Below are 12006 nucleotides of genomic sequence, written 5' to 3' on the forward strand. Positions count from 1 at the left end.
GCAGTGTGCCCCGGCCGTCATCACGCTTCAAGCGCAATCATTGGGCCTCATGACACCGGCAAGGGAGATGTCTGGGCTTTTGCAGCGGCAATGGTCAATGACCAGATGCAGGACTTTTTGGTCTGTTCTCGGGCTGGAGAATGACGCGGGAAAATGCAATACTTCGGAAACGAATCCCAAAGGATAGTCTCATGAACCATGCCCGGCTGCTCATGCTGGTCCCGGTCCTTTGCCTTGTGCTGGCCACCGGCTCTCTGGCTGCCGACAAACCGCTGGTGTTCGGTTTGCTACTTGTTGGGCCCTTAAACGACAAAGGCTACAGCCAGGCCCAGTATGAGGGTGGCAAATATGTCGAGGCCCATCTGCCGGGCGCAAAAATGCTTTGTCTCGACAAGGTCAATCCGGCCGATCGGCCCGGCGTCACCATTGCGCAAATCGTGGATGATCTGGCGGCCAAGGGGGCACGGCTCATCATCGCCGGTTCCGACGACATGAAGGACGGCATCCACGAAGCGGCCGAGCAGCATCCGGGCCTGACGTTTCTCCACGTTTCCGGCGACGAGGTGCTGACCGGCACGGCTCCGAAAAATTTGGGCAACCTTTTTTTGAAAATGGAATACGCCAAGATGATGGCCGGCTTTGTCGCAGCCATGACCACAAAAACCGGCAAAATCGGCTACCTCGGGCCGCTGGTGAACGACGAGACTCGTCGCGTGGCCAATGCCGCCTATCTTGGCGCCCGCCATGCCTGGGTCGCTGTGCGGGGCAGGAAGGCCGAAGATCTGGCCTTCAAGGTCAACTGGATCGGCTTCTGGTTCAACATCCCCGGCGTGACCTCCGATCCCAATCAGGTGGCCGGCTCGCTTGTTGACCAGGGTTACGACGTCATCATCTCCGGCCTCGACACCCCGGAGGCCTTAAGCGTCGCCGCTGCCCGCCACAAGGCCGGGGCCAAGGTCCGGGCCCTGCCGTACATGTACAAGTCGGCCTGCCAGGGCGCGCCCGAGGTCTGTCTGGGCGTGCCCTATTTCAACTGGGGTCCGCCGCTCCTGGACGTTGCCAGGGCCGTGGCCGCCGGGGGCTACAAGCCGGCCTTTGCCTGGTTGTCCCCGAATTTTGCGGCCCTAAACGATCCCGACGCCAGTCCTGTCGGGTTCATGCCCGGACAGGCGCTTTCGCCGGTAATCCAAAAGGCCCTGGACCAGTTCACGGCCGAACTGGGTTCGGGCCGGCTCGATCTCTATGCCGGACCCCTGGCCTACCAGGACGGGTCGGTTTTTGTCGCGCCCGGCCGCACACCCACCGACCGGGAACTGTGGTTTTGCCCGCAGCTCCTGCGCGGCATGGAAGGGGCCGGCGCTTCCCGGTAAAGCCGGCTGGCCTGAGGCTACCGGCCCCACTGGACGGCGCGGGCGAGTGCGGCCATAGTGCGGCCATGGCGCGCACACCCATTAAACAACCCGATTTTTTGCCCATGACCCGGGCCGAGATGGACCGTCTTGGCTGGGACAGCCTGGATATCCTGCTGGTTTCCGGCGACGCCTATGTGGACCATCCGTCCTTTGGCGCGCCGCTATTGGGCCGCTGGCTGGTCAGCCACGGCTACAAGACCGGCCTTATCACCCAACCCCGCTGGGAGCTTGGCCCCGATGATCCGGGCGATGTTGCCGCCATGGGCCGGCCGCGGCTTTTTGCCGGGGTCACGGCCGGGTCGCTCGACTCCATGCTGGCCCATTACACCGCCTTTCGCAAAAAGCGCTCCGACGACGCCTACACTCCGGGCGGCTTGGCCGGAGCCCGCCCCAACCGGGCCTGCATCGTCTACACCAACCTCGTGCGCCGGGCCTTTCCGGGCCTGCCTGTGGCCCTGGGCGGCATCGAGGCGTCGCTTCGGCGGGTGAGCCAGTATGATTTCTGGTCCCAGTCCCTGCGTAAATCCATTCTTCTGGATGCCAAGGCCAGCGTGGTGCTTTACGGCATGGCCGAGCACTCCATCCTGGCCCTGGCCCAGGGGCTGGACCGGCTGGAGGAGGAGGGCGGCGAACTGGTCCATACCCTGGCCGCCATCCCTGGTGCGGCCTATGCCCGAAAAGCCGGCGACTACCCTGAGGACGCCCCGGCCGAGGCCGTCATCGAACTGCCCTCCCACGAGGCCATCCTGGCCGAACCGAAGCTCCTGCTCGCAGCCACCTTGGACAGTGAGCGCCATGTGCATCAAAACCGCCAGACTGCGGTGCAGCGGGTGGGCGAGCGCATGGTGGTGCTGACCCCGCCCGGCCAGGGCCTTGACGGCAAGGGGCTTGACGCGCTCTATGCCCTGCCGTTTACCAAAGAGCCGCATCCCTCCTACAGCCAGCCCATCCCGGCGGCGGCCATGATCCGGGGGAGCCTTAACATCCACCGGGGCTGCGCCGGCGGCTGCTCCTTTTGCACCCTGGCCCTGCACCAGGGCCGGGCCATCCGGTCGCGCAGCCGGGGTTCTGTCCTGGCCGAGGCGGCCCGGTTGGCCGGGGTCCGGGGCTTTGACGGCAGTGTGAGCGACGTGGGCGGCCCAAGCGCCAACATGTGGGGCGGGCGCTGCACCGGCGATGGGGCTGCCTGCCGCCGGCCAAGCTGCCTGACTCCCAAGATCTGCAAACATTTTGCGGTGGACCAGGGGGCCTTTGTGGATTTGCTGGAAGCCGTGGCCGCCGTGCCCGGGGTGCGCCATGTGCGGGTGGCCAGCGGCTGGCGCATGGACCTCGGGCTGGCCGACGAAAAGGCCCTGGCCCGTATGGTCCGGGATTTTACCGGTGGACAGGCCAAGGTGGCCCCGGAACACAAAAACGACCGGGTGCTTCGGCTGATGCGCAAGCCGCCGTTTGCCGTATTTGAGCGGTTTCTCGAGCTTTTTGCCCGGGAATCCGACCGGGCCGGCAAGGAACAGTATGTCGTACCCTACCTCATGAGCGCCTTTCCGGGATGCACCGTGGCCGACATGCAGGAGATGGCCGCCTGGTTCACCGGCCGGGGCTGGAAGCCCAATCAGGTCCAGTGCTTCATTCCTCTGCCCGGGACAGCGGCGGCGGCCATGTATTTTGCCGGAATCGACCTGGAGGGCAAACCGCTCCATGTGGCGGATTCCGATGCCGAGCGACTGCGCCAGCACGCTGTTTTAAGCGGCGAACGCGACAAGCGCCCGGGCCACAAGCCGGGTGCGCCCTTCCGTCCGGCCGGCGGCCGGCCCGGCCCCAAGCCCGGCTTCAAGCCTGGCCAGGGGCGACCCCGGAGTGGCGGCCGGAAGGAACCGAACCGCTAATACCGTGGCCCGGCCGGCCGGATGCGCCCATGCCGACCCGGCCATGGCCTCCACCCCCGGCCCCAACATGCAACTGCCGGCCGGCGGCTCCCTCCCCGTTTCGGGGCTTGCCCGTGTTTCGGGCAAGGGGGAGCCGTCGGCCGGCAGTGTCGTTGGCGACGTCTTGCGCCGCCGGTTGGCGCTATTCCCAGTTGGCCAGGGCGGCGTTGTCCGGGTGGGCCTCGCGTAGCCGGCGCAGTTCTTCGGCCAGCCGGCGGCGCTGTTCCAGTCGGGTCAGCTCTTCCAGCAGGACGATGTCCGGACCGACGTCGCCCGGGGCGGCAGTCTTGCGCAATTGGGCCACCTGCCCTTCGACTTCGGCCAGTTGGGCGCGTTCATCGTCGCTGAGCGTCCTGTCTTCGGGCAGGGTGACCTCACGGGTCTTGACCTGGGCTGTGGCCTGTTCGCCGCCCTGGGTCAGGATGGACGACGCCTCGCCGCCGGCCGGCTTGGCCCGAAGCGGCAGCTTTTCCACCACCGGCGGAATGGTGCTGTCCGGGCTTTGGCCACCCTCGGAAGTGATGAGGATGGTGGCCGGCCCCGTCCAGGCTTCGCGCTGGCCCTTTTGCAGAAAGGCCAGCTGCACCTCGGCTCCGCGTCCCAGTTCCAGGCGTTCGCCTTCGCGCAGGCGGGTGAAGAGTTCCAGGGGTTTTTTAGGACCGTCGGTTCCGGACAGCGTCACCGGGCCACCAACCGACGAGACGAGGCAGACCAGACGGGGGGCATCGGCCCAGGCTGTCGCGCCCAGAAAGAATGCTGCAAGCAACAGGGAAAATGAGAAGGCGATAGCGCGACGCATGACTGCTCCTTTCGTATTATTCGTGCGCCAGCCCCAGAATTTCCAGGGCCGGCACGGGTTCACTCTTGCCTTTGACATGGGCCAGTTCCTTGCGTCCGGTCACCACGCCCGGCCCGGCCATATCCACCACGGTCTGGCTGGCCACCACCGGACAGCCCATTTCCTTGGTGAAGCCCTCCAGGCGCGAGGCCGTGTTGACCGTGTCGCCGATAACCGTGAAATCGAGCCGCTGCTTGGAGCCGATGTTGCCGACAACAGCCGGGCCGCTGTGCAGGCCGACGCCAATACGAAACCGCCACTGCCCAAGCTGGGGAAAGCGGTTTTGCATCCAGTCCTCAAACTCCCGTGAAGCAGTAACCATGCCAAGGGCGGTGGCAAGGGCTTGATAGGCATGTCTGGGATCGGCCAGGGGGGCGCCGAACACAGCCATGACCGCATCACCGATAAATTTGTCGATCATGCCGCCGTTGGCCAGGATGATGTCGCAGACCTTGGAAAAATAGACGTTTAAAAGTTCCACCACCTCCTCGGCCGAGAGTTTTTCACTTAATGTCGTGAAATCGCGGATATCCGAGAATAAGATGGTGACCGTGGCCAGGGAGCCGCCGGGCGCGGGCGGCTTGCCGCTGGCCAGGATGGCGGCAATGGCCGATTCTGACACATACTTGCCAAAGGCGTGGCGGATATGGGCTTTTTCCCGTTCGCCGCGGGTTAAGCGCACGGCATTGGCTCCGGCCCAGATGGCGACCAGACCAAGGTCGAGCCCGGCCAGGGGCAGGAGCAGGCCCCGGAGAAAGAGGGCATAGCCCAGGCCAAAGGCGGCAAGGCCCAGGCCGCCGCCGGCCAGGGCCGAGCGGCCGGGACCCAGCCGGGCGCAGGCCAGGGAACAGGCGGCCAGAAACGGCAGCCAGGCCGCCGAGGCTGCTCCCCGGCCCACCGGCGACAGGCTGCGGCCGGCCAGCATGGCCTCGATGATGTTGGCGTGGATCTCCGGGCCGGGCATGAATTCCTTGGGCGCGCCGAAAAGCGGCAGGGAATAGGGCGAGGCCAGCCGGTCATGCGCGCCGTGGATGTCGATGCCGAGAATGACGATCTTGCCGGCCAGGGCCTGGACCTGCGGATCGCTTAAGGCATCCGGGGCCAGCAGCCGGGCAAAGCTCACATGGGCAAAGGTGCCGGGCGGGCCGGCATAGGGAATGGGCCGGGGGGAGAGTGCCTTGCGGTCGTCCAAGCCGGCCAGTCCCGGGGCGTCCGGGGCGGCTTTCTTCGCCAGGGCCGCGGCAAAGGACAGCCGTGGTTCGCCCTCGCCGTACAGCGCCGGGGCAAAACGGCGCACCACGCCGTCGCGGTCAAGCGGCACGTTGGTCAGGCCCAGGTCGGCCTCGTGTCCGGGCAGGGCGAGCAGATAGTCCGTGGCCGGCAGGCTAAAGGATGCCTCGCCGGATTCGGTGGACACGCTGGCGGCCAGGATGACCTTGCCCTTGGCCAGCTCCAGCATGAATTCCCGGTCAAAATCGCGGCTGGTGTCGGCCCCGATAATGTCCATCCAGGTGACCGGGCTTAAGGCCGGCTGGATGTCCATACCGACAGCCACGGCCCCGACCTGGCGCAGGCGGGCCAGGATCTTGGCGTAAAGCGGCCCCCAGAAGACCAGCGGACGGTCGGGCTCGGCGGCCAGGGCCTCGTCGTCGAGAAGGGCCACAGCCACGCGGGCCGGTTCATGGCGTTTGCCGGCCAGGACGTGCCACAAGTCCGAGGTCCAGGCGTCCACGCGCCGGGCCGGCTCCAGGGAACTGGTGAAAAGCCCGGCGACCAGGGCGGCCAGGGTCAGACAGGTGTAGAAGATGGGCTTGAAGTGCATGGAGTTGGCTGGATAGGCTGGAAGATTGCGGTGTTGGGCGGAAGTGGTTCCATGGGCGACCGAGCCAGTATCCCGCACTCGGCCGGCGGCGTCCACGCAAATCTGGGCAGATTTGCGGCTGCGGCGGATACGCTCCGGCACACTTCGGTATTGCCGGGCCGGTAAAAGAGCGTAGAAGGGATGGTATCGTCCCGTCAGCTGCGGCGGACGTTTCACCCGCAACCAAGGGGGCTTCCCATGATGCTCAACATGCAGATGCAACCGATTATCGCGCTTATTGCCGGCATCCTGATCCTGGTTATACCGCGCCTGCTCAACCTGATCGTGGCCATTTATCTCATCGCCATCGGGATACTCGGGCTGGTGGGCGGACGCTTGTAACCGTGCCGCAACTGCCGGACGTCATTCGTCGGATCGCAACCGCCGGCCCGGGATGAAGACGCCCGGGCCGGCGGTTGTCCGGGAATGGCTGGCGGGGAATGCCGGAAACGGCCAGGAGCAGGAGCCTTCGTCCCCGACCTGCCCGATTGCCTGTCCCGGGACGCAGCATTGAAAAATGCAAGTAGCCGGATTATTTCCCGTGTGTCGCAATGACACGGGATTCCATGACTTGATTGACGATTGCCAACAGGGAATCCTGATCCATCGGTTTGGCGATGTATGCATCCATCCCGGCCGCCAGAAATTTCTCCCTGTCGCCCGTCATGGCATAGGCAGTCATGGCAATAATCGGAATCCGGGACTTGTGGTGCAGTGAGGCAGACTCCCGGATGGTCTTTGTCGCTTCGACGCCGTCCATCCTGGGCATCTGGATGTCCATGAGTATGAGGTCAATCTCCTGCTCGCTGAGACGTTGCAGGGCTTCCTGGCCATCCCTCGCCATGACGACAGTGTGTCCAAACTTTTCAAGGATCCGCCTGCCTGTCAGGAGACTGACTGCGTCGTCTTCCGCAAAGAGTATTCGCAAAGAAAGTGGTTCGCCGGAGTGGTTTTTTGCAGGGGGGACAGGCTCCAGGGGTAACCCTTCCGGGACTTTGAAAGGTAAGGTGAGATAGAATGTTGTGCCCCTGCCCACTGTGCTGTCAATGGTAATCGTTCCACCCAATAATTCCATGAGCCGGCGGACAATGGAAAGGCCGAGTCCTGCCCCCTGGAAGCGACGGGTGTACGAATCTTCCGCCTGGACAAAGGGTTCAAAGATTCGCTTGAGGTTTTCATCGGAAATGCCGATGCCGGTATCGCTCACCGTCACCAACACACGGACGACGGAGCCTTTTGCAACAGGCAATACAGTGGTGTTTACGTTGACTTCCCCGGCATCCGTAAATTTTATGGAATTTCCGACAAGATTGAACAGGATTTGTCGCAAACGCGCTTCATCCCCGATGAGTGTCAGAGATGAACCTGTGTCGTGACTGAATTTGAGTTGGATTCCTTTTTTCTGTGCCTCGACAGAAAAAATATCCAGTATGGATTTTTTCGTCTTGTAGACATCAAATTCCGTCTCGACAATGTGCATTCGGCCAGCTTCAATCTTTGAGATGTCGAGGATGTCGCTCAGCAATCTGGTCAAGCGCTTGGTGGATTGAATGCCATTGACGATATACTCTTTTTGTTCTTCTGTTGGACTCGTCGTGTTCAGCAATTGGAGCATACCCAATATGCCGTTGAGCGGGGTGCGGACCTCATGGCTCATGTTGGCCAGGAATTCCGATTTGGTGCGGTTTGCCAGTTCGGTTTTTTCTTTGCTTCTCTCAAGCATCTCGATCAATTGGCTCTTTTCGACCATGGCTCGGGCCAGTTTGATGTTCCCGTAGCTGAGTTTGGCGATCAGGTCCGCGAGATGCGAATAAAAGTGCATCACATTGTCCAGGGTCTCACGGCTCCAGCGCGGAACACGATCCAGGGCTGCAAGGTACGCATCCTCATCAAACCCATAGAGGCGGGCCTGATCCTGAAAGAGTTTTCTGTCCGGTTCCTCGTCTTTGAATAAAAACTGCCCCATAAACAGGTTGCCCATGTGCCTTCCCCCGATAATCAGGGGAGTGGCCACATCCCACATGTTGTTTTGGCAGTGGTACAATTTGAATTTTCCAGGCTCCACCCCTTGTGTAAGGAGCGTATCGCTCTCCCGACAGCGTTTGGCTGTTTCCGGGTGGACCCTGTGAAACCGAAGGCAGATGTCTTGCCAGCCTGCCGCGACAAGGACCGTTCCTTTCAGATCGAGAATGGCGAAAACCATGCCAGTCAATTTCTGGAAATGATCCATCAATAACTGGAGTGCATGAATGTCAACAATGTCTTGGAGTTCAAGCGTTCCAACGCCTTCGTCAGGATCAAGCACCGTGTCGATTTGAGAGTGATCCCGGCTACCCATGACGATCTCCTCAGGCTAAAAGGCCAGGATACACCACTACATCTTCCAATCAGAGTTGGCAACGCCGAAGGGCCAATGAGCCGATTGAACCTGCTTTATGCATTCTGTGATACGTGTTTCATGAACTGCCTGTTGTTGCTGCCTTGTCCGCTGTCAAATACAAACCGCCGACCGCGGGACAAAATCCCGGGGTCGGCGGTTTCTCATGCTTGGCTGCTTTTTCGGCTAATTGCCAAAGAGTCTTTTCTTGCCGTCGATGAGTTCCGTCACCACACTCGGGTCGGCCAAGGTCGAGGTGTCGCCCAGGCTGTCCACTTCGTTGGAGGCGATCTTGCGCAGAATCCGGCGCATGATCTTGCCGCTGCGGGTCTTGGGCAGGCCCGGGGCGAACTGGATCACTTCCGGGGCGGCAATGGGGCCGATTTCCTTGCGCACGTGGAGCTTGAGGCCCTTTAAGAGTTCCTCGCTCTCGTCGTAGCCGGCCTTGAGCGTCACATAGGCGTAGATGCACTGGCCCTTGATGTCGTGGGGCATTCCGACCACGGCTGCTTCGGCCACTGTCGGGTGGGACACCAGGGCGGATTCGATCTCTGCCGTGCCCATGCGGTGGCCCGAGACGTTAATGACGTCGTCCACCCGGCCCATGATCCAGAAATAGCCGTCCTCGTCCCGGCGGGCACCGTCGCCGGATTCGTAACAGCCCTTGAACCCGGAGAAATACTGCTGCTTGAAGCGGTCTTTCGCGCCCCAGATGCCGCGCAACATGCCAGGCCAGGGTTTGCGGATGACCAGGAAACCTCCCTGGTTGGGGCCGACTTCCTTGTTCTCGACGTCAACGATGGCGACGTCGATGCCGGGCAGCGGCAGGGAGGCCGAACCGGGCTTGAGCGGCGTGGCATAGGGCAGCGGCGAAATCATGAGCCCGCCGGTTTCGGTCTGCCACCAGGTGTCCACAATGGGCAGCTTCGAGCCGCCGACATGTTCGTGGTACCACATCCAGGCCTCGGGATTGATCGGTTCACCCACCGAGCCGAGGATGCGCAGCGAGGACAGGTCGTGCTTTTGGGTCCAGGCCGGGCCGGACTTCATGAGCGAGCGGATGACGGTCGGGGCGGTGTAGAAGATGTTGACCTTGAATTTGGAGCAGATCTGCCAGAACCGGTCCGGGGCCGGGTAGGTGGGCACGCTCTCGAACATGAGCGAAGTGGCACCCAGGGCCAGCGGTCCGTAGACGATGTAGGAGTGGCCGGTGATCCAGCCGATGTCGGCGGTACACCAGTGGATGTCGTCGTCTTTGAGATCAAAGACGATCTGCGAGGTGTGGGCGGCGTAGGTCAGATAGCCGCCGGTGGTGTGGTAGACGCCCTTGGGCTTGCCGGTGGAGCCGGAGGTGTAGAGGATAAAGAGCACATCCTCGGCGTCCATGCTCTCGGGCGGGCAATCGCCTTCCACGTCATGGTCGGCCATGACGTCGTGCCACCAGAGGTCGCGGCCGGGCATCATTTCGACCTCGTTACCGGCATGGCGCAGCACGATGCACTTGTCGATGGTGGGGCATTCCTTGAGGGCTTCGTCGGCATTGGGCTTGAGCGGGATGGTTTTGCCCGAGCGGATGACGGCGTCGCTGACCACGATCAGTTTGGACTCGCAGTCGTTGATGCGGTCGCGCAGGCTGTGGGCGGAAAACCCGGCGAAAACGATGCTGTGCGGCGCGCCGATGCGGGCGCAGGCCAGCATGGCGATGGCCAGTTCCGGCACCATGGGCAGGTACAGGCTCACCCGGTCGCCTTTTTTGACGCCCATCTTCTTGAGCACGTTGGCGAACCGGCAGACCTCGTCGTGGAGCATCTGGTAGGTGTAGGTGCGCACGTCCTCGTCTTTTTCGCCCTGCCAGATCAGTGCCGCCTTGTTGCGCCGGCCGTTGGTCAAATGGCGGTCCAAACAGTTGTACGTGGCATTGAGCTTGCCGCCGGCGAACCATTTGATCTCGGGCGTATTGAAATCGTACTCAAGGACCTTGTCCCAGGGCGCGTCCCAGGTGAGCAGTTCGGTGGCCCGCTCGCCCCAGTAGCCTTCCGGGTCTTCGATGGAGCGTTTGTAGATGGCGCGGTATTCGTCCAGGCTCTTGATATGGGCGGTGTCGCGGCCGGTAAGCGGCGGATCGAAGGTGCGTCCTTCCTGCTGGAGGCTTTGGATATTGTCGGCAGTCATGAATTCCCCCCGTGTTTGGGATTATGCGTCGCGTCTGGCGGACCATGCCGGGAAAGGGGCCGGCCCGGCCAGCGATATTCGGCCAGTGGCTGCAACAACGTGATAATCGTATTGGCCTGAAGATTAAAGACCGTTTACCGAGAAATCGACGCCGTTTACCGAGGGGTAAAACAGGCATCAGCGTGGGCGGGGGTGGCGAAGCAGGAGGCGGCCTGGGCCGGGCCGGCGACAACCCGCCACCGGAAAACGAAAAGCCGGCGCTGGGCCGGCTTTTCGTCAAATGCAATCTTATCCCTGTTGCGGGGGCCGGGGGCTACTCTCCCCCGGCCCCCGGAGCAACTTTCGCGTCTCGACTTGGCGAGGCACCCGGGCAAATCAAATTTCCCCCAGGTGGGATTGCAAAGGGCTCAGCCCTTTGGCCGCCGGAGGCATTCTTTCTCTTTCCCCCACGGGCCCTATTCGGCCGCAGCCTCGGCCCCGTCTTCGTTGGCTTTGGCCTCGGATTCGATGTGCTCGCTCCAGTAGATGAGTCGCTGGCAGTTGGGGCAGCTTAAAATCTGGATGCCCTTTTGCAGCTCGATAAAGGCCTGGGGCGGAATGGCGATGTGGCAGCCGGAGCAGATGCCGGCGTGAACCGGCACGATGACCGGGTTTTTCAGGCGCGAACGGATGAATTCGTAGCGCTGCAGGATGGGCTTGGGAACGGCCTGGCCGGCTTCGGAGCGGCGCAGCTTCAGTTCGCCCAGCCGGGCTTCGGCCTGCTTGATGCGGTCATCCAGGCTCTGGCGGGCGACGGTCAGTTCGCTGTCGAGTTCCTTGGCCTGGCCGTCGATTTCGGCCAGCTCGCCGTTTTGGCGGGACAATTCCTCAGACACCGTGATCTTTTCTTCCTCACGGCCGCGGTTCTGCTTTTCCAGATTGTCCATCTCACGCATCATGGCGTGGTATTCTTTCTGGTTGCCCACCTGCATCATCTTGCTTTTGCTCTTTTTGAGCCGCACGGAGTCGCTTTCGATTTCCGAGTCCAACCGCTTTTGCTGGTCGGTTAAATACTTGAGTTTGTCGCGAACGACTTCGGCATTGTCCTCGATGTCCTGGCGACGCTTTTCAAGTTCGGTGATCTGCTGGGGAGCCCGCTTGAGTTCATCCTGCAGCAGGACGATTTCGTCGTCGACTTTTTGCAGGACCACGAGCTGTTCAATCTGTTTCAAATACATGACTGTCTCTCCGAGTGGTTATTCGGTCCGGGGGGTGGCAGTCCCGTCCGGGAAATGCGCGGTGATGGGGTCGGTGCCCGCAAAATAGCGGACTTCGGGTCCGTCCTGGCCAAACGCAGCCGCAAGATCAGCGGCGAAATGCCGCATCATGACTTCTTCCAGGGAAAAATGTCCGGCGTCAATGAGGCATCGGCCCGGCGGCAC

General features: G+C 62.2%; 8 protein-coding genes and 1 pseudogene. 3 read left to right on the forward strand and 6 right to left on the reverse strand.

Annotation, left to right across the window (positions count from 1 at the left end; all coding sequences use genetic code 11):
- Positions 1–191: 191 nt before the first annotated feature.
- Together DVDV_RS07065 and DVDV_RS07070 are read left to right on the forward strand one after the other, a co-directional pair.
- The gene (locus DVDV_RS07065; protein ID WP_075353995.1) at positions 192–1370 is read left to right on the forward strand and encodes a BMP family protein; all 1179 of its coding nucleotides are present in this window, start codon (positions 192–194) and stop codon (positions 1368–1370) included.
- 65 nt (positions 1371–1435) lie between these two features.
- A complete protein-coding gene (locus DVDV_RS07070; RefSeq protein ID WP_075353996.1) occupies positions 1436–3298 on the forward strand; it encodes a YgiQ family radical SAM protein in 1863 nt (620 codons plus the stop codon).
- Between the two features lie 181 nt (positions 3299–3479).
- On the opposite strand, the gene DVDV_RS07080 is transcribed toward DVDV_RS07070, so the two are convergent.
- Together DVDV_RS07080 and DVDV_RS07085 are read right to left on the reverse strand one after the other, a co-directional pair.
- Positions 3480–4136 (reverse strand): hypothetical protein, encoded by a 657-nt coding sequence (locus DVDV_RS07080; RefSeq protein ID WP_075353998.1) that lies wholly within the window; start codon positions 4134–4136, stop codon positions 3480–3482.
- A gap of 16 nt (positions 4137–4152) precedes the next feature.
- A complete protein-coding gene (locus DVDV_RS07085; protein WP_075354003.1) occupies positions 4153–5997 on the reverse strand; it encodes an adenylate/guanylate cyclase domain-containing protein in 1845 nt (614 codons plus the stop codon).
- 237 nt (positions 5998–6234) lie between these two features.
- Between DVDV_RS07085 and DVDV_RS07090 the strand changes: the two genes are divergently transcribed.
- On the forward strand, positions 6235–6378 hold the full coding sequence (locus DVDV_RS07090) for a DUF3096 domain-containing protein (RefSeq protein ID WP_075353999.1): 144 nt from the start codon (positions 6235–6237) through the stop codon (positions 6376–6378).
- A gap of 190 nt (positions 6379–6568) precedes the next feature.
- Here DVDV_RS07090 and DVDV_RS07095 read toward each other — a convergent pair whose 3' ends face one another.
- The 4 genes and pseudogenes from DVDV_RS07095 to DVDV_RS07110 form a co-directional block, all read right to left on the reverse strand.
- Positions 6569–8374 carry a PocR ligand-binding domain-containing protein gene (locus DVDV_RS07095; protein ID WP_254845294.1) on the reverse strand — a complete coding sequence of 602 codons (1806 nt, stop codon included), beginning with the start codon at positions 8372–8374 and terminating at the stop codon, positions 6569–6571.
- A gap of 225 nt (positions 8375–8599) precedes the next feature.
- A complete protein-coding gene (gene acs / locus DVDV_RS07100; RefSeq protein ID WP_075354000.1) occupies positions 8600–10585 on the reverse strand; it encodes an acetate--CoA ligase in 1986 nt (661 codons plus the stop codon).
- Between the two features lie 455 nt (positions 10586–11040).
- A complete protein-coding gene (locus DVDV_RS07105; RefSeq protein ID WP_075354001.1) occupies positions 11041–11802 on the reverse strand; it encodes a zinc ribbon domain-containing protein in 762 nt (253 codons plus the stop codon).
- Positions 11803–11820: 18 nt separating this feature from the next.
- A pseudogene (locus DVDV_RS07110) lies at positions 11821–12006 on the reverse strand (Nif3-like dinuclear metal center hexameric protein); the annotation flags it as partial.

It is taken from the genome of Desulfovibrio sp. DV (assembly GCF_001936595.1).
Lineage (GTDB): Bacteria > Desulfobacterota > Desulfovibrionia > Desulfovibrionales > Desulfovibrionaceae > Solidesulfovibrio.

Coding starts and splice junctions, on each gene's coding strand:
- DVDV_RS07070 (WP_075353996.1), top strand. CDS start 1,436: ATGGCGCGCACACCCATTAAACAACCCGATTTTTTGCCCATGACCCGG.
- DVDV_RS07095 (WP_254845294.1), bottom strand. CDS start 8,374: ATGGGTAGCCGGGATCACTCTCAAATCGACACGGTGCTTGATCCTGAC.
- DVDV_RS07080 (WP_075353998.1), bottom strand. CDS start 4,136: ATGCGTCGCGCTATCGCCTTCTCATTTTCCCTGTTGCTTGCAGCATTC.
- DVDV_RS07085 (WP_075354003.1), bottom strand. CDS start 5,997: ATGCACTTCAAGCCCATCTTCTACACCTGTCTGACCCTGGCCGCCCTG.
- DVDV_RS07090 (WP_075353999.1), top strand. CDS start 6,235: ATGATGCTCAACATGCAGATGCAACCGATTATCGCGCTTATTGCCGGC.
- DVDV_RS07065 (WP_075353995.1), top strand. CDS start 192: ATGAACCATGCCCGGCTGCTCATGCTGGTCCCGGTCCTTTGCCTTGTG.
- DVDV_RS07105 (WP_075354001.1), bottom strand. CDS start 11,802: ATGTATTTGAAACAGATTGAACAGCTCGTGGTCCTGCAAAAAGTCGAC.
- acs (WP_075354000.1), bottom strand. CDS start 10,585: ATGACTGCCGACAATATCCAAAGCCTCCAGCAGGAAGGACGCACCTTC.